General features: G+C 66.7%; 16 protein-coding genes. 10 read left to right on the top strand and 6 right to left on the bottom strand.

What is annotated here, in order from left to right; translation table 11 throughout:
* Positions 1-165 precede the first annotated feature (165 nt).
* The 10 genes from coxB (at position 166) to FHS96_RS20675 (ending at position 9,284) form a co-directional block, all read left to right on the top strand.
* Complete coding sequence (gene coxB / locus FHS96_RS20720; protein ID WP_429596193.1) at positions 166-1,239, top strand: cytochrome c oxidase subunit II; 1,074 nt, start codon at positions 166-168, stop codon at positions 1,237-1,239.
* Positions 1,240-1,244: 5 nt separating this feature from the next.
* Positions 1,245-2,924 carry a cytochrome c oxidase subunit I gene (gene ctaD / locus FHS96_RS20715; protein ID WP_429596190.1) on the top strand — a complete coding sequence of 560 codons (1,680 nt, stop codon included), beginning with the start codon at positions 1,245-1,247 and terminating at the stop codon, positions 2,922-2,924.
* Between the two features lie 54 nt (positions 2,925-2,978).
* Positions 2,979-3,887: a heme o synthase gene (locus FHS96_RS20710; RefSeq protein ID WP_429596187.1), complete on the top strand. Its 909-nt coding sequence runs from the start codon at positions 2,979-2,981 to the stop codon at positions 3,885-3,887.
* Positions 3,884-4,009: a hypothetical protein gene (locus tag FHS96_RS20705; RefSeq protein ID WP_429596184.1), complete on the top strand. Its 126-nt coding sequence runs from the start codon at positions 3,884-3,886 to the stop codon at positions 4,007-4,009. Before FHS96_RS20710 ends, FHS96_RS20705 begins: the two co-directional genes overlap by 4 nt.
* Before the next feature lie 10 nt (positions 4,010-4,019).
* The gene (locus FHS96_RS20700) at positions 4,020-4,565 is read left to right on the top strand and encodes a cytochrome c oxidase assembly protein (protein WP_429596181.1); all 546 of its coding nucleotides are present in this window, start codon (positions 4,020-4,022) and stop codon (positions 4,563-4,565) included.
* Positions 4,566-4,630: 65 nt separating this feature from the next.
* Complete coding sequence (locus FHS96_RS20695; RefSeq protein ID WP_429596179.1) at positions 4,631-5,518, top strand: cytochrome c oxidase subunit 3; 888 nt, start codon at positions 4,631-4,633, stop codon at positions 5,516-5,518.
* 102 nt (positions 5,519-5,620) lie between these two features.
* Positions 5,621-6,013: a DUF983 domain-containing protein gene (locus tag FHS96_RS20690; protein WP_429596177.1), complete on the top strand. Its 393-nt coding sequence runs from the start codon at positions 5,621-5,623 to the stop codon at positions 6,011-6,013.
* The gene (locus FHS96_RS20685) at positions 6,010-6,648 is read left to right on the top strand and encodes an SURF1 family protein (protein WP_429596174.1); all 639 of its coding nucleotides are present in this window, start codon (positions 6,010-6,012) and stop codon (positions 6,646-6,648) included. The genes FHS96_RS20690 and FHS96_RS20685 overlap by 4 nt, the downstream gene beginning before the upstream one ends.
* A gap of 360 nt (positions 6,649-7,008) precedes the next feature.
* Positions 7,009-8,415 (top strand): threonine synthase, encoded by a 1,407-nt coding sequence (thrC, locus tag FHS96_RS20680; RefSeq protein WP_429596171.1) that lies wholly within the window; start codon positions 7,009-7,011, stop codon positions 8,413-8,415.
* Complete coding sequence (locus FHS96_RS20675; RefSeq protein WP_429596882.1) at positions 8,412-9,284, top strand: class I SAM-dependent methyltransferase; 873 nt, start codon at positions 8,412-8,414, stop codon at positions 9,282-9,284. Before thrC ends, FHS96_RS20675 begins: the two co-directional genes overlap by 4 nt.
* A 54-nt stretch (positions 9,285-9,338) precedes the next feature.
* Here FHS96_RS20675 and aroC read toward each other — a convergent pair whose 3' ends face one another.
* The 6 genes from aroC to FHS96_RS20645 form a co-directional block, all read right to left on the bottom strand.
* On the bottom strand, positions 9,339-10,409 hold the full coding sequence (gene aroC, locus FHS96_RS20670) for a chorismate synthase (protein ID WP_429596168.1): 1,071 nt from the start codon (positions 10,407-10,409) through the stop codon (positions 9,339-9,341).
* Positions 10,410-10,538: 129 nt separating this feature from the next.
* Positions 10,539-11,342, bottom strand: a complete 804-nt coding sequence (fabI, locus tag FHS96_RS20665; RefSeq protein WP_429596165.1) for an enoyl-ACP reductase FabI — start codon at positions 11,340-11,342, stop codon at positions 10,539-10,541.
* Positions 11,339-12,322 carry a YihY/virulence factor BrkB family protein gene (locus FHS96_RS20660; protein WP_429596162.1) on the bottom strand — a complete coding sequence of 328 codons (984 nt, stop codon included), beginning with the start codon at positions 12,320-12,322 and terminating at the stop codon, positions 11,339-11,341. The genes fabI and FHS96_RS20660 overlap by 4 nt, the downstream gene beginning before the upstream one ends.
* Before the next feature lie 7 nt (positions 12,323-12,329).
* Positions 12,330-13,283 (bottom strand): DnaJ C-terminal domain-containing protein, encoded by a 954-nt coding sequence (locus tag FHS96_RS20655; protein ID WP_429596159.1) that lies wholly within the window; start codon positions 13,281-13,283, stop codon positions 12,330-12,332.
* Between the two features lie 45 nt (positions 13,284-13,328).
* Entirely contained in the window at positions 13,329-14,225 is an 897-nt protein-coding gene (locus FHS96_RS20650) for a transglutaminase family protein (RefSeq protein ID WP_429596157.1), read from the bottom strand.
* A gap of 12 nt (positions 14,226-14,237) precedes the next feature.
* Positions 14,238-16,721 (bottom strand): circularly permuted type 2 ATP-grasp protein, encoded by a 2,484-nt coding sequence (locus tag FHS96_RS20645; RefSeq protein WP_429596154.1) that lies wholly within the window; start codon positions 16,719-16,721, stop codon positions 14,238-14,240.

The following is a 16,721-nucleotide window of genomic DNA, read 5'->3' as shown; positions in this document are numbered from 1 at the left end:
GGGCGCGCGGGCGCATGCGGCAACTCCGAGAAAATCTGCGGCGAACCGCTTGAGACGGTTGGGGATGCTGCCTATAAGCACCGGCAAAATAAAATGCCGGACCGGGATGCCCTCACGCGGGGAGTGACCAGTGCGGGGTGGGAAACACAACAGGTCGGGATGCCTATGAAACTGGTGAAGTCGCTCTTCCTCGCGTTCAGCCTGGTGGGTGCAGCGGTGAGTGCCCAAGCGGCACCCGCGGCGCCGGCCGCAGCGCCCAGCGTCGCCACCGCGCCGGCGCCGGTGATCGAGCCGGGGACGGCCCCGGCCCCGGCGTCGAGCCCGGCCGCCCCGGCCTTTGTCTCCACCGCCAAGCCCGATCCGCACGTCGGCCAACCGTCCCCGGGCGGCTATACGCTCCCGGTGCAGGTGACGCCGAACGGCAAGCGCGCGCTGTGGATGCACAATTATGTGCTGATGCCGGTGATCGTCTTCACCTCGTTGCTGGTGCTTGGGCTGCTCGCCTGGGTCGCCCTCCGCTACCGCGCCAGCGCCAACCCCACGCCGGGCAAGACGACGCACAACACGCTGATCGAAGTGATCTGGACGCTGGTGCCGGTGCTGATCCTGGTCGCGATCGCGATCCCGTCGATCGGCCTGCTGGCGGCGCAATTCAAGACGCCGCCCAAGGATGCGGTGACGCTGAAGGTGATCGGCAACCAGTGGTATTGGAACTACCAATATCCTGATCATGGCGATTTCGAGCTCACCTCGAACATGCTGCCCGATGCCGAGGCGCTCAAGCGTGGTGAGCCCCGCCTGCTCGCGGTCGACGAGCGGGTGGTGCTGCCGGTCGGCGTGCCGATCCGCGTGCTGGTCACCTCCAATGACGTGATCCACAGCTGGGCGGTCCCCGCCTTCTGGGCGAAGATGGATGCGGTGCCGGGCCGCATCAACGAGCTGAGCTTCACGATCGATCGGCCGGGTCTCTATTATGGCCAGTGTTCCGAACTGTGCGGCGCCCGCCATGCCTATATGCCGATCGCGGTCGAGGCGGTGAGCCCCGAGCAGTTCGCGCGCTGGGTCGCCTCCAAGGGCGGCACGATGCCGAGCGCGGCGCCGGCTCCTGCGGCGGCGGCCGAAGTTGCCCCAGCGGTCGAGGGCGGCGCGCCCGAAACTGCTAATGCCACCGAAGCGGCCGAAGAGCCCGCAGCCAACGCCACCGACGCGCCCGCCGCGGCCAACACGACCGAGGGCTGATAAGAATGACCGAAGCCACGTTGCCAGCCAGCCATTTCGAAGCGCATGACGATCATGCGCACCATGATGCCGATCACAAGCCGGGCTTCTTCGCCCGCTGGTTCATGTCGACGAACCATAAGGATATCGGCACGCTCTACCTGATCTTCGCGATCCTCGCCGGCCTGATCGGCGGCGCGATCTCGGGCCTGATGCGCGCCGAGCTGGCGTCGCCCGGCATCCAGTATCTGCCGACCTGGGCGTCCATGATGATGGGCACCGAGGCAACGATGGATCAGGCGCTCCACATGTGGAACGTGCTGATCACCGCGCACGGCCTGATCATGGTGTTCTTCATGGTCATGCCCGCGATCATCGGCGGCTTCGGCAACTGGTTCGTGCCGATCATGATCGGTGCGCCGGACATGGCGTTCCCGCGGATGAACAATATCAGCTTCTGGCTGCTCATCCCGGCCTTCCTGCTGCTGCTCGGTTCCTCCTTCGTCCCGGGCGGCACCGGCCTCGGCGCCGGCACCGGCTGGACGGTCTATGCGCCGCTTTCCACCAGCGGCTCGGTCGGCCCCGCGGTCGACATGGCGATTCTCTCGCTCCACATCGCGGGCGCGAGTTCGATCCTGGGCGCGATCAATTTCATCACCACCATCTTCAACATGCGCGCGCCGGGGATGACCCTGCACAAGATGCCGCTGTTCGTGTGGTCGGTGCTGGTCACCGCCTTCCTGCTGCTGCTCGCGCTTCCGGTGCTCGCCGCCGCGATCACCATGCTGCTGACCGACCGCAATTTCGGCACGACCTTCTACGATCCCGCCGGTGGCGGTGATCCCGAACTCTACCAGCACCTGTTCTGGTTCTTCGGCCACCCCGAAGTCTACATCATGATCCTGCCGGGCTTCGGCATCGTCAGCCAGATCATCGCGACGTTCAGCCGCAAGCCGGTGTTCGGCTATCTCGGCATGGCCTATGCCATGGTCGCGATCGGCGTGGTCGGTTTCATCGTGTGGGCGCACCACATGTTCACAACCGGCATGAGCGTGAACACCAAGATGTATTTCACCGCCGCCACGATGGTGATCGCGGTGCCCACCGGCATCAAGATCTTCTCGTGGATCGCGACGATGTGGGGCGGCTCGCTGAGCTTCAAGACCCCGATGGTCTGGTCGATCGGCTTCATCTTCATGTTCACCGTAGGCGGCGTGACCGGCGTCGTCCTCGCCAACGGCGGTATTGATGACATTATGCACGACACCTATTATGTCGTTGCCCACTTCCACTATGTGCTCTCGCTGGGCGCGGTGTTCTCGCTGTTCGCCGGTTTCTATTACTGGTTCCCGAAGATGTCGGGCCGGATGTACAGCGAGTTCCTGGGCCAGCTCCATTTCTGGGTTTTCTTCATCGGCGTGAACATCCTGTTCTTCCCGATGCACTTCCTGGGCGTTGAGAATATGCCGCGGCGCTATCCGGACTATACCGACGCGCAGGCCTATTGGAACGGCATCGCCAGCCATTATGGCTACTCCATCATGGCGTTCGGCGTGCTGATTTTCCTCGTCAACGTGTTCTGGTCGCTGTTCGCCGGCCGCAAGGCAGAGGGCAATCCGTGGGGTGAGGGCGCCACCACGCTCGAATGGACGCTGCCAAGCCCGCCGCCGTTCCACCAGTTCGAGACGCTGCCGCGGATCGATTGAGTTCGGGCTCCCGGACGCCTAAAGGGCGCCGGGAGCCCGTTAACGAGAATTTGCATGGCGACCAGCCCCCTTTCAGCCCTTCCCGTCACCGCCGACTGGCGGGACTTTCTTGCCCTCACCAAGCCAAGGGTGATGACGCTCGTCGTCTTCACAGCCTTGTGCGCGCTGCTTGCAGCGCCGGGGCATATCCATCCGGTGCTCGGATTCACCGCCATCCTGTGCGTGGCGCTGGGCAGCGGCGCCTCCGGTGCGCTCAACCAGTGGTATGAGGCGGATATCGACGCGCGGATGAAGCGCACCGCCGGCCGGCCGCTGCCCGCCGGACGGATGGACCGTGGCAGCGCGCTGCATTTTGGCGTTGGGCTCGGCGCATTCTCGGTGCTGACGATGGGGCTGGCGGTCAATTGGGTCGCCGCCGCGATCCTGCTCGCCGCGATCCTGTTCTACGTGGTGATCTATACCGTGTGGCTGAAGCGCGCGACGCCGCAGAACATCGTTATCGGCGGTGCCGCCGGCGCTTTCCCGCCGCTGATCGGCTGGGCGGCGGTGACGGGCGAGGTCTCGACCTTGCCGGTGCTGCTGTTCGTGCTCGTCTTTCTGTGGACGCCCCCGCATTTCTGGTCGCTCGCGCTGTTCGTCCGCCCCGATTATGCCTCGGCGGGTGTGCCGATGCTGCCGGTGGTCGCAGGCGAGCGGACGACGCGCACCCAGATCCTTCTCTACACATTGCCTATGGTGGCGGCGGCGGTCGCGCCCTGGCCGCTCGGCCTCGTCGGCGCGATCTATGGCGTCGCCGCGGTGGCGCTGAACGCGGTCTTCCTGTTCTACGCGGTCCGCGTGGCGATGAGCCGTGAGACCGATCCCGCGCTGATGAAGCCCGAACGTCGGCTGTTCGCCTTCTCGATCCTCTATTTGTTCGCGCTGTTCGGTGCGCTCGTCGCTGATCGTCTGCTGCTCGCATGACGCCCGAGGAACTTGCCGCGATCCGCGCGCGCCAGAAATCGCGCGCGATGGTGACGGGGCTGCTGCTCGGCGCGCTCGTCGTGCTGTTCTTCCTCATTACGATCGCCAAGCTGAGCGGTTGACGCGCACATCATGACGCCCAACGAGCGCCGCAACCTTCGGACCCTGATCGCCGGCGTGGCGCTGGTCTGCGGCATGGCCGGGCTCGGCTTCGCGTCGGTGCCGCTCTATCGCATGTTCTGCCAGGCGACCGGGTGGGGCGGCACCACCCAGCGCGCGGTCGCGGCCCCCGGTGCGGTTGCGGGGCATGAGGTGGTGGTGCGCTTCGACGCCAATGTCGCGCCCTCGCTCGGCTGGTCGTTCAAGCCCGAACAGAAGCGCGAGACGGTGAAGATCGGCGAGCGCTCGATCGCCTTCTTTACCGCGACCAACCTCACCAACCATCCGATCACCGGCACCGCGACCTTCAACGTCGCGCCGACCAAGACCGGCGCCTATTTCGCCAAGATCCAGTGTTTCTGCTTCACCCAGCAGACGCTGAAGCCCGGCGAGACCGTGCGCATGCCAGTGATTTATTATGTCGACCCCGCGATGCTCAAGGATGAGGATGCGCGCGACGTCGAGGAAATCACCTTGAGTTACACCTTCTTCCCCGCGGAGAAGGCCGATCCCAGCTGAGTTCCGGGTGGACCGGAAACGGCGCAGAAGCTAAACAATCACAATAGACATAACGGGGACGATGCATGGCTGGCCACAAGAACCACGACTATCACATCCTGCCACCCTCGATCACGCCGCTGATGGGTTCGATGTCTGCGCTGATCATGGCGGTCGGCGCGATCATGTGGATGCATGGTGGCCATATCTCCCCCGATAAGGCCAATGGCGGCGGCTGGATCTTCTTCGCCGGCCTCGCGGGCGTGCTGTTCACGATGTACACATGGTGGTCGGATGTAATCCGCGAGGCGCATGCCGGCGATCATACCCCCGTCGTGCAGCTTCACCTGCGCTATGGCATGATCCTGTTCATCGCTTCCGAAGTGATGTTCTTTGTGGGCTGGTTCTGGGCCTGGTTCGATTTCTCGCTGTTCCCTGCGGCGCTGGAATTCGCCGACGGATCGACGACCAACCTCGTGGGCCAGGCCGGCGCGGCCACCGCGGAAACCTGGCCGCCCAAGGGCATTGAGGTGATCGATCCCTTCGGCTTCCCGCTGCTCAACACGCTGATTTTGCTTTGTTCGGGTACCACCGTCACCTGGGCGCATCACGCGCTGCTCCATGGCGATCGTGAGGGCCTGAAGAAGGGGCTGTGGCTCACGATCATCCTCGGCGTGATCTTCAGCTGCATCCAGGCCTATGAATATGCCCATGCGCCTTTCCCCTTCGCGGGGATCAACTATAGCGCGGCCTTCTTCATGGCGACCGGCTTCCACGGCTTCCACGTGCTGATCGGCACGATCTTCCTGATCGTCTGTCTGATCCGTGCCTATAAGGGCCACTTCACGCCGCGGCAGCATTTCGGCTTCGAGGCGGCTGCCTGGTACTGGCACTTCGTCGACGTCGTCTGGCTGTTCCTGTTCGTCTCGGTCTATGTCTGGGGCGGCTGGGGCGCGCCGGTCCACGCGGGCTGACCCAGTCACTCCGAAACGGATGAAAGCCTTCCGCGCGGCGGCACCGATCCGCCTTGCAACCGGCTGCGATTGGGCCGACATCATCGGCATGACGGTGACATCATGCCGGTGAAGGGTCCGCCCACCATCGCCCAGGCCGCGCTCCACGGGCTGTGCCCGCAATGCGGGGCGAAGACGCTGTTCGACGGCATCGTCCGCTTCGCGGTCAAGTGCCGTGCCTGCGGGCAGGATTTCCGCCGGTTCAACGTGGGGGACGGGCCCGCGGCCTTCCTGACCTTCGGCATCGGCGCGTTGATCGTGGCGCTGGCGATTGCGCTGGAACTCACCGTCCATCCGCCGGTCTGGATCCATATCGTGCTGTGGCTGCCGCTGACTCTGGTGGCGACGCTCTATTCGCTCAGGATCGCCAAGGCGGCGATGCTCGCGCTCGAATATCGCAACAAGGCGCGCGAAGGCCGCATCGGCCGCGGCAGGGACGACGACGACGAGGAATGACGCGTCGCGTGCCGATCCTGGCGACCCTGGTCGTGGTCGCGGCTGTTGCGACGATGATCTGGCTCGGCGTCTGGCAACTTCAGCGCCGCGCCGAAAAGGATGCGCTGCTCGCGCTCTACCGCGCCAATCTCGGCAAGCCCGCGGTCAGCTTTCCGGTGCTGCCGCCGGCCGCCGATGAAATGCTGTTCCGCCGCTCCTCGCTGATTTGCCTGCAAGTCGGCGGCTGGCAGGTGGAGGGCGGCCGCGCCGCCGACGGTAGCACCGGCTACCGCCACATTGCTCGCTGCCGCACCGGTGTCGAAGGCCCCGGCGCCCTGGTCGACATGGGGCTGGCTGCCGACCCCAAGGTGAAGCCGGTATGGAAGGGCGGCCCGGTCAGCGGCACGATCACCACCGCACCCTCGCACGAATCGGCGCTGGCGCGCCTGCTCGGCGGGGGAGGGGAGCCACGCGTTGCGATGCTGGTATCCTCCGTGCCGGCGCCGGGCCTCAAGGCCTCCGCGCCGCCAAGCACAGACAATGTGCCGAACAACCATCTGGCCTACGCCTTCCAATGGTTCTTCTTCGCCGCGGTCGCGCTGGTGATCTATGCGCTCGCGCTGCGACGGCGGCGTAGTCCGAGCGAGCGCCTTTAGGGGGCTGCAGCATTCACGCATCTTGTTTGCGGACACTTTTTGCCCCTCACCCCTATGGGAAGAGGGAAAGGTCCGCGTAGCGGACCAGGGAGAGGGGCAATAGCGCCAAGCGTAAGGGGCTGATCGATTTGCTTTCAACAGGCCCGGATGGCGGCAGCGCTGAGCCCTACGCGGAGAGCGATTCGCCCTCTTCCTGCCCCTCTCCCCGTAGGGGCGAGGGGGACGCGGCGGCAGCCGCGCTCATCCATCCACGATGGCGTGAACATTGTAGTGTTGGGAAGAGGAGGAGTTGCTCTGTGAACCCCCGCAGATTCGCTATGCTTGCCGTGATTGCCGGGCGTCGCTAAGCCCGCCCGCAACATGCGCTATATCAGCACCAGGGGGAGCGCGCCGGCGCTCGATTTCGAGGCGGTGACGCTGGCGGGGCTCGCGTCGGACGGCGGGCTCTATATTCCGGAAGCGTGGCCGCGCTTTACCGAGGAAGAGATCGCGGCGCTCGCCGGGCTCTCCTATGTCGAGACCGCGGTGCGCGTGATGGCGCCGTTCGTCGGCGACGCGCTCAACGAGGATGAGCTGCGGGATCTGTGCACGCAGGCCTATGGCCGTTTCTCGCACGATGCGGTGACGCCGCTCGTCCAGCTCGATCATCGCCACTGGCTGCTCGAACTGTTCCATGGCCCCACATTGGCGTTCAAGGATGTCGCGCTGCAGCTTCTCGGGCTGCTGTTCGAGCGGTTCCTCAGCCAGCGCGACAAGCATCTGACGATCGTCGGCGCGACCAGCGGGGATACCGGCTCGGCCGCGATCGACGCGGTTGCGGGGCGCGCGAAGATCGACATCTTCATGCTGCATCCGGCGGGCCGCGTCTCCGACGTTCAGCGCCGCCAGATGACGACGATGCTGGCGCCCAACGTCCACAACATCGCGATCGAGGGCAGTTTCGACGATGCCCAGGCGATGGTGAAGGCGCTGTTCGCCGACAAGGATTTCACCGGCCGCTTCGCGCTGAGCGCGGTCAATTCGATCAACTGGGCCCGGCTGATGGCGCAGGTGGTCTATTATTTCTACGCGGGCGTCCGCCTCGGTGCGCCGGGCAAGCCGATCGCCTTCGCGGTGCCGACCGGCAATTTCGGCGACGTGTTCGCCGGCTATGTCGCGGCGCAGATGGGGCTGCCGGTGGAGCGGCTGATCGTCGCCACCAACGTCAACGACATCCTTCACCGCGCGCTGTCCGCGGGCGATTATTCGACCGGGCAGGTGGTGCCGACCGCGACCCCCTCGATGGACATCCAGGTCAGCTCCAATTTCGAGCGGCTGCTGTTCGATCTTTGCGCACGCGATGGCGGCGCGATGGCGGCGCAGATGCAGGGGTTCGAGGCGAGCCGCGCGATGAAGCTCACCAACGCGCAGCGCGAGGGTGCGGCGAAGCTGTTCACCAGCGCGCGAATCGATGCCGATGCGATGTCGCTGGCGATGCGCTGGGCGAATGAGCGGGCGGGGCAGATCCTCGATCCGCACACCGCGGTCGGCCTCGCCGCCGCGATGCAATTCGCCGGTGAGATCGATCCGGCGGTGCCGATCGTCACCCTCGCCACCGCGCATGCCGGCAAGTTCCGCGATGCCGTCGAGCGCGCCACCGGCACCCGTCCCGGCCTGCCCGCGCGCGTCGGCGGCCTGTTCACCCGCGAGGAGCGTTTCGTGACGCTTCCCGCCGAACTCGATGTGGTCAAGGCATGGATCGCGGAGCGGGCCACCCCCTCGGCATGAGCCTCGTCACGCTCGTCGGCGAGCCCTGGGCCGATTACGGGCTGGTCGATTGCGGCCATGGCCGCAAGCTCGAACGCTATGGCCCCTATCGGTTCATCCGGCCGGAGCCGCAGGCGATGTGGGCACCCGCCGATCCCGACTGGCAGGCGCATGGCGAATTCGTGCCCGGCGCCGACGAGGATGGCGGCGGCCGCTGGCGCTTCGACAAGCCGGTGCCGCGCGAAGGCTGGAAACTGGGGTGGGAGGATGTGTCCTTCACCGCCCAATGCACGCCGTTCCGTCATCTCGGCTTCTTTCCGGATATGGCGCCGGTGTGGGCATGGATGCGCGAGCAACTCGCCGGCAAGCCCCATCCGGCGATGATGAACCTGTTCGGCTATACCGGCGTCGGCAGCCTGGCGATGGCCGCGGCGGGCGCGCAGGTCACCCATGTCGATGCGTCGAAGAAGTCGGTCGAGGCCGCGAAGGGCAATGCCAAGCTCGCGGGGCTTGCCGACAAGCCGGTGCGCTGGATCGTCGACGATGCCGCCAAGTTCGTCGCGCGCGAGGGGCGTCGGGGCAAGCGCTATGACGGCATCCTGCTCGACCCGCCCAAATATGGCCGCGGCCCCGAGGGCGAGGTGTGGAAGCTGGAGGAAGGGCTGCCCGGCCTGATCGCCGACTGCCGCAAGCTGATCGATGCCGACTCGCGCTTCCTGTTCCTGACGGTCTATGCGGTCAGGATGTCGGCGCTGGCGATCGGCGAACTGCTCTCGCAGGCCTTTGCCGACCTGCCCGGCACCGTCGAATGCGGCGAACTGGCGACGCGCGAGGAAGCGCGGGGGCTGCTGTTGCCGACCGCGATCTTCGCGCGCTGGCGCCGGAACTGAGGCCGGCGCCGGGCGGCGGTCAGCTCGGCAGCTTTTCCCTCGACCGCGCTCCGCTCAACCGCATTGTGCGCGGTTGAGCAGCTTCTGGTCGGCCAGCACCAGCGCCATCATCGCTTCCACCACCGGCACGCCGCGAATGCCGACGCAGGGGTCGTGACGGCCCTTGGTCATGATCTCGCTGGCCTCGCCCTCGCGGGTGATGGTTTCCACCGGCGTCAGGATCGAACTGGTCGGCTTGAACGCCACCCGCAGCCGCACTGGCTGGCCGGTCGAGATACCGCCGGCGATGCCGCCGGCATGGTTGGCGAGGAAGATTGGTTTGCCGTCAGGCCCCGGGCGCATCGGATCGGCATTGGCCTCTCCGGTCAGCCGCGCAGTTTCGAAGCCGTCACCGATCTCGACGCCCTTGACCGCGTTGATGCTCATGCAGGCGGCGGCGAGTTCACTGTCGAGCTTGGCGTAGAGCGGCGCGCCCCAGCCGGCGGGCACGCCGGTTGCCTCGCACTCGATCACCGCGCCGAGCGAGGAGCCGGATTTGCGCGCGCCATCGACGAGCGCCTCCCAGCGCAGCGCTGCGGCCGCATCGGGACAGAAGAAGGGGTTGGCGTCGATCTGGGCGTCGTCGAATGCGGCCGGATCGATCGCATCGCCGCCGATCGCTGAGACCCAGGCGCGGATCCGCACCTCGGGGATCACCAGCCGCGCCACCGCGCCCGCCGCGACCCGCGCCGCGGTCTCGCGCGCCGAGCTGCGCCCGCCGCCGCGATAGTCGCGGAAGCCATATTTGGCGTCATAGGCATAGTCGGCATGGCCGGGGCGATAGGCCTTGGCGACCTCCGAATAATCCTTCGAGCGCTGGTCGACATTGTCGATGTGCAGCGCGATCGGCGTGCCGGTAGTTCGCCCCTCGAACGTGCCGGAGAGGATGCGGACCTGATCCGGCTCCTGCCGCTGCGTGGTGAAGCGCGAGGTGCCCGGCCGGCGCTTGTCGAGCCAGGGCTGGATATCCGCCTCGCTGATCGCCAGCCCCGGCGGACAGCCATCGACGACGGCACCGAGCGCAGGCCCATGCGATTCGCCCCAACTGGTGAAGCGGAAGACGCGGCCGAAGGTATTGAAGCTCATGAGGATAGCCCTCTCCCCTCCGGGGAGAGGGTTGGGAGAGGGGGAGTCGCGCCTTGCAGACACGCTTTTGGGGGCGCCCCGAGTGCCCCTCTCCCCGGCCCTCTCCCCGGGGGGAGAGGGAGTATCGATTCAACTCAGCGCGATATCCGGCGCGTCCTCGGCCTTCATCCCGATGACATGATAGCCCGCGTCAACATGATGGGTTTCACCCGTCACGCCGCTGGCGAGGTCGCTCAGCAGGTAGAGGCCGGCGCCGCCGACATCCTCGATCGTCACGTTCCGGCGGAGCGGCGAGTTCAGCTCGTTCCACTTCATGATGTAGCGGAAGTCGCCGATGCCGCTGGCCGCCAGCGTCTTGATCGGTCCGGCCGAGATTGCGTTGACGCGGATATTCTCCGGCCCGAGATCCATCGCCAGATATTTGACGCTGGCCTCAAGTGCTGCCTTCGCCACGCCCATCACATTATAGTGCGGCACGACCTTTTCGGCACCGTAGTAGGTCAAGGTCAACAGGCTGCCACCCTCCGGCATCATCGCCCGCGCGCGCTTGGCGACGGCGACGAACGAATAGGCCGAAATGTTCATCGTCATCAGGAAATTGTCGAGGCTGGTGTCGACATACAGCCCGCGCAGCTCATTCTTGTCCGAAAAGCCGATCGCGTGGACGACGAAGTCGATCGTCGGCCAGCGCTCCGCCAGCTTTTCGAACGCGGTGTCGAGCGCTGCCATGTCGGACACGTCGCAATCGATCAGCAGATCGGATCCGAGCTGCTCGGCGAGCGGGCGCACGCGCTTTTCCAGCGCTTCGCCTTGATAGCTGAAGGCCAGTTCCGCCCCCGCTTCCCTCAGCTTGCGCGCGATCCCCCAGGCCAGCGAACGATCGTTCGCCAGTCCCATGATCAATCCACGCTTGCCCTGCATCAACGCCGTCACTTGGCCGTAGCTCCCTGCTCGTCGGGTTTGGTTTCGCCGTCCTTTAGACCGACTACCGGTATTTCCGCCAGTGCGGCGTTGAGTTCAGCGCCGATGACGACGCCCAAGCCGACGAGGAAGAAGAAAACCAGCGCGATCATCACGCCGGCAAGGCTTCCATAGGTCAGGTCATAGGATCCGATGTTGGAAAGGACGATGGGCATCGCCGCGGTAACGCCGAGCCACCACAAGGTGGTCATCATAGCGCCCGGCCATTTCGGATAGGCCCGGCTGCGATACGCCCGCGGGGTCAGCCAGTAATAGAGCATGTACATCGCACCGAACAAGGCGATGCCGGGCGCGGTGCGGCCGGCGGCGATCAGCGCGGCTGTATCGCCTGCAAAGGGCAGGACGCGGCGGATGAACTGCTCGACGCCGACCAGCACGACCTGGAAACTGAACGCAACCATCAGGAGGATCACCGCGCCGATGATCATGCCGATCGAACCCAGCCGATATTCCCAGAACGGCCGGTTGTTGCGCACGCCATAGGCGCGGCGCAGGATGTCGCGGATCGTCTCGATGAAGCTTGCGGTCGTCCACAGCCCGATCAGCGCGCCGAACCACAGCAGATTGCCCGTCCGCGCGTTGAGCACATCGTTGATCGGCTGCTTGAGCACCGTTGCGACACCGGGCGGCACGGTACGCAGGAAGGCGTCCACCGCCAAGATGCCGTCGCGCGTCCGCCCCGCCAGCCGGCCGATAGCGGCGGCGACGATGAAGAAGGGAAATAGCGTCAACAGCGCGAGATAGGCAAGGTTGCCGGCGTGGATCAGCCCATCCGAATAGACGCCCACCGCCACGCGCTTGAGGATTTCGAGCGTCCGTTTGCCCGGTTTGATCCGGGCGTAATGTTTGTCGAGCTGACCGCCGACCGCGGCACGCGCCGCCTCCAGCCGCGTGCGCCTTTCTTCCGGCGACTGCGGGGAGATTTCCGGCATGCGCCGATCAGCCGCCCATCGCCGCGCGCGGGTTGCGTCGATCCTTGTCGCCCCAGCTTTCCGCGAAGGCGGCGAGCGCCTCATCCTCCTTCGGCAGATCGATCTGCAAGGTGACGAGCTGGTCGCCGCGGCCGCCCTCTTTGGTATGGAAGCCCTTGCCCTTGAGGCGCAGCACCTTGCCGGAGCTGGAGCCTCTGGGGATGTTGAGCATCACCGCGCCGTCCACGGTCGGCACTTTCACCGGGCCGCCCAGCACCGCCTCGTCCAGCGTTACCGGCAGGTCCAGCCGCACATCGTCGCCGTCGCGGGTGAAGAAGCGGTGCGGCTCGACCTCGATCGTCACGATCGCGTCGCCGGCGCCGGCGGGCCCGGGCTGGCCCTTGCCGGCCAGCCTCATCTGAGTGCCCGTCTCGACACCGTTCGGCAGCTTGAGGTCGATCGTCTTGCCGTCCTGCAGCGTGATTCGCTGTGGCTTGAGTGCGGCGGCATCGGCAAAGGGCACGCGCAGGCGGTAAGGCACGTTGGCGCCCTTCGCCGGCGGTGCGGCACGGCCGCCACGGCCGAACCCGCCAAAGCCGCCGCCCGAGCCACCCGCACCACGCTGGCGCCCGCCCCCACCGAACAGCCCATCGAAGATGTCGCCGAGATCGTCTGTGGAGAATTCGAATCCGCCTGCACCCTGCTGGCCGCGGAAGCCGCCGCCGCCCGGGCCGCCGCCATAGCCGAAAGGCATCGTCGGGTTGCCATCCGCATCGATCTCGCCGCGGTCGAAGCGGGCGCGCTTGTCCTTGTCGGTCAGCAGGTCATAGGCAGCGGTCACCCGGCCGAAACGTTCGGTCGCGGTCGGATTATCCTTGTTGCGGTCGGGGTGAAGCTCTTTCGCAAGTTTCCGATAGGCCTTCTTGATCTCGGCCTCGTCGGCGCCGCGCGCCACCCCAAGCGTTGCGTAAGGATCAGCCATTACATCCCATCGTAGAAAAGGTTCGTCTGGCGGGAGATAGTGATCCTATCGCGAGACCGCCACCATCTGCTTCGGTGCCACGTCCACCGAGACATCCATGTGTTGCGCGCCCGAGCCCAGGAAGATGCCGTCGACCGGCGCAATCTCCGCATAGTCGCGGCCGATGGCGGTGACGATATGGTCGTTCGCCATCCAGTTGCCGTTGGTCGGGTCCACGCCGACCCAGCCGATCTCCGGCCCGCACCACACAAGCACCCAGGCATGGGTGGCATCCGCGCCGATCAGCCGTTCCTTGCCCGGGGGCGGGATGGTGCGGATGAAGCCGCTGACATAGGCAGCCGGCAGCCCCAGCCCGCGCATGCCGGTGATCATGATTTGCGCGAAATCCTGGCAAACGCCGCCGCGCTTGGCGAAGGCCTCGGCCGGGCGCGTCTCGACCATCGTCGCCTTGGGGTCGAACTTGAAGCTCTTCCGGATCCGCATGGCAAGCGCGAAAGCTGCCTCCCGAATCGGGCGGTCGGGGCGCAGCGTCTCCGCGCACCAGTCGGTGATCGCGCGATCATGCGGGATCAGCGGGGTCGGGAACAGATAATTTGCCGGACCTTCCGGCCCCAGTTCGGGGTGGATTCGCGCGGCGCGGGCGACCTCGGCGACGGTCGGGTCTTCCGGATCGGGCACCTGCGCCGGCCGGTCCACCTCCATCAGCGCTCGGCTGACGATCTCGATCCGGTCCACCGCTTGCGGAACCACCATCCTTGTAACGTTGGCGAGCACCGCGCCGGCGCGTGCGGTGTTGAGCTCGCCGCAGGGTTCCACGCTCAGGTCGTAGTCCAGCAGCCGCTGGCCCGCCCACGCGATCGGCTTCAGCCGCAGATTGCAGCGCGCGAACACCACCGGAACCTCATAATCGAAACGGGTGATGTGGGTGATGTCGTAGAGCATCCGGCGGCCGGCTCAGGCGAGCGTCAGGCCGTGGGCGCGAAGCGGTTCGCTGCCCTGCAGGAAGAAGCGCCGCGAGATCGCATCCGATATTCCCATCAGCCTCTCTTCGATACCCGTGAGCGCAGCGGCGTCGAACGCCTCGACGGGCGTGATCACCACAGTCGCCTGCAGCGCCGCCGCTCGCGCCTCCTGATCCTCGGGCACGCCATCATCGTCGAGCTTGGGCAATTCGCGCAAGGTGCGGCAGATGCGCTCCACCTGGAAGGGCAGGCCGCGCGGGTTGGAGGTGTCGAGCAGCACCAGGTCGCGCACCGGCAGCAGCGCCACGCCGGTCTGGTAGCGCTGGCGATAGCCGATCTGGCTGTTGGTGAGTTCGAGCAAGGTCGAAAGATCGTCGACCGTGGCCTTGGATCCGCCGGCGAAGGTGCGCGCCAGCCGCGCGACCGACAATGCCCGTTCCACCCGGCGCCCCATGTCGTGGAAGTTCCAGGCGGCGGTGCGGCCCATATGTTCGGCAGCGAGCCCCATCAAGGCGGCGAAGCGCTGCTGGAGGACGCTCGCGCGCGCATTCATGCTGCTGTCGCCGGGATGGCCGGCGTCGAGCAGGCGCCAGAAATCGATCGCCAACCGGTCGCGCGAGACTTCGCCGATCGCGCGGGCGCGGCTCATCAGGCTGCGCACGCTGTCTTCCTCGGCCAGATCGTCGAGCGCGGCATGGGCGAGGCTGACGATGTCGGCGGAACCCGATTCGGCGCGGCGCGCCGCGGCGCTGCCCTTGATCAGCAGCTTGCCCAGCTTGTCGATCGTGCCGGCAGCCAGCGCCGCGCCGCCATCGGCGTCGATGCTGCCGCCGATCGCGGCCCGGACGAGCCCGAGGATCGCCTCGCCCCGCTCCAGATAGCGGCCGAGCCAGAACAGATTGTCCGCCACGCGGCTGGGCAAGGTGCCGGGGTTGCGCCGGATGCGCACCTGGTCGCCCGATTGCAGCAATGTCACCGGCTCTACGGGGCGGGTGGCGACGATGCTGACATCGGCGGACCAGGTGCCCTCGCCGATCACCACCGCGCGGCTGTCTTCATGCCGGCCGATCCGCGCGAAGCCGCCGGGCATCACCTGCCACTGGCCGCTGGCGTCGCAGGCGGCGAATACGCGCACGGTGAAGGGGCGCGGCACGAGCCCGCCCTCGGCATCCACGGTGGGCATGGTCGAAACGCGAACGACCTCCTGGCCGACATAGTCCATCGGCCGCCGCGCCATATCCTCCAGCAGCCGTTTGCGCGCGTGCGGATCGAGTTCGGCGGCGGCGCGCGGGCCGACGCCTTCGAGCCCCGGCGGCAAGGTTTCGAACGCCGGCGCGATCACCATCGTGTCGAGCGCGGCGCGGACATGGTCGAACTCGGGCTGCTGGCCGCACCACCAGGTGGCGATATTGGGGAGCTTGAGCGGTTCACCGAGCAAAGCCGAGGCGAGCCGCGGCAGGAAGGCGCTGACCGCGTTGGATTCGAGCACGCCCGATCCCGGGCTGTTGGCGACGACGACGTCGCCGGCCGCCATCGCATCGATCACCCCCGGCACGCCGATCTGCGAGCGCGGATCGAAGGCGAGCGGATCGAGCAGCCGCGGGTTGAGTTGGCGCCACAACGCATCGACGCGCTTCAGCCCCTCGATGGTGCGGACATAGAGCCGGTCCTCATGGACCGCGAGATCGTCCCCCTCCACCAGCAGCAGGCCGAGATAGCGCGCGAGATGCGCCTGTTCGGCATAGCTCGGGTTATAGCGGCCCGGCGTCAGCAGGCCGATACGCGGATCGGCGCGGTGGCACATCGCGCCCAGCCCGCTGCGGACGGCGGAAAAGAAGGCGGCGAGGCGCTGGATGTTGAGCCGGGTCTGCAGGCCGCCGAGCACGCGCGACACCGCCAGCCGGTTCTCCAGCGCATAGCCGGCGCCCACCGGCGCGCGCAAATGGTCGGCGAGCACGCGCCACTCGCCGTCGGGGCCGCGCGCGATATCGACCGCATAGAAGGTCAGGTGGCGGCCGCCCGGCGGGGTCAGCCCCACCATCGGCCGCATGAAATACGGATTGCCGGTGATCAAGGCCGCAGGGATATGGCCCTCGCGCGCCAGCTTCTGCGCGCCATAGATGTCGGCGAGCAGCATATCCATCAGCCGCGCGCGCTGCGCCACGCCCTCGGCGATGCCGCTCCAGTCCGCCTCGGGGATCAGCAGCGGCACCGGCGAGACCGGCCAGGCACGCTCCTCGCTCTCGCCGGGCATGCGATAGCCGGTGCCGATCTCATCCGCCTGTCGCTGCACACGATCACGGATCGCGGCCAGATTGCCACCGGCAACGCCGGCGATCTCGTCGAACAAGGTCGTCCAGGCGTCTGCTGCTGCGCCCTGCGATTCGGTCAGCACGTCCCCGTCGCCGGTGGCCGCGCGATAGTCGGCAACCCAGCGCTCGGAAATGCTTTCCTCCTGCTCGCGAACCAGGGTCAT

Origin of the sequence: Sphingomonas zeicaulis, from assembly GCF_050433225.1 — a bacterium.
In the GTDB taxonomy this organism is placed as follows: Bacteria; Pseudomonadota; Alphaproteobacteria; order Sphingomonadales; family Sphingomonadaceae; genus Sphingomonas_D; species Sphingomonas_D zeicaulis.
Note: the sequence above shows the minus strand (reverse complement) of the source record. Positions and strands in the feature narration are given on the sequence as shown.

Coding starts and splice junctions, on each gene's coding strand:
- coxB (WP_429596193.1), top strand. CDS start 166: ATGAAACTGGTGAAGTCGCTCTTCCTCGCGTTCAGCCTGGTGGGTGCA.
- ctaD (WP_429596190.1), top strand. CDS start 1,245: ATGACCGAAGCCACGTTGCCAGCCAGCCATTTCGAAGCGCATGACGAT.
- FHS96_RS20710 (WP_429596187.1), top strand. CDS start 2,979: ATGGCGACCAGCCCCCTTTCAGCCCTTCCCGTCACCGCCGACTGGCGG.
- FHS96_RS20705 (WP_429596184.1), top strand. CDS start 3,884: ATGACGCCCGAGGAACTTGCCGCGATCCGCGCGCGCCAGAAATCGCGC.
- FHS96_RS20700 (WP_429596181.1), top strand. CDS start 4,020: ATGACGCCCAACGAGCGCCGCAACCTTCGGACCCTGATCGCCGGCGTG.
- FHS96_RS20695 (WP_429596179.1), top strand. CDS start 4,631: ATGGCTGGCCACAAGAACCACGACTATCACATCCTGCCACCCTCGATC.
- FHS96_RS20690 (WP_429596177.1), top strand. CDS start 5,621: ATGCCGGTGAAGGGTCCGCCCACCATCGCCCAGGCCGCGCTCCACGGG.
- FHS96_RS20685 (WP_429596174.1), top strand. CDS start 6,010: ATGACGCGTCGCGTGCCGATCCTGGCGACCCTGGTCGTGGTCGCGGCT.
- thrC (WP_429596171.1), top strand. CDS start 7,009: ATGCGCTATATCAGCACCAGGGGGAGCGCGCCGGCGCTCGATTTCGAG.
- FHS96_RS20675 (WP_429596882.1), top strand. CDS start 8,412: ATGAGCCTCGTCACGCTCGTCGGCGAGCCCTGGGCCGATTACGGGCTG.
- aroC (WP_429596168.1), bottom strand. CDS start 10,409: ATGAGCTTCAATACCTTCGGCCGCGTCTTCCGCTTCACCAGTTGGGGC.
- FHS96_RS20660 (WP_429596162.1), bottom strand. CDS start 12,322: ATGCCGGAAATCTCCCCGCAGTCGCCGGAAGAAAGGCGCACGCGGCTG.
- FHS96_RS20655 (WP_429596159.1), bottom strand. CDS start 13,283: ATGGCTGATCCTTACGCAACGCTTGGGGTGGCGCGCGGCGCCGACGAG.
- FHS96_RS20650 (WP_429596157.1), bottom strand. CDS start 14,225: ATGCTCTACGACATCACCCACATCACCCGTTTCGATTATGAGGTTCCG.
- FHS96_RS20645 (WP_429596154.1), bottom strand. CDS start 16,721: ATGACCCTGGTTCGCGAGCAGGAGGAAAGCATTTCCGAGCGCTGGGTT.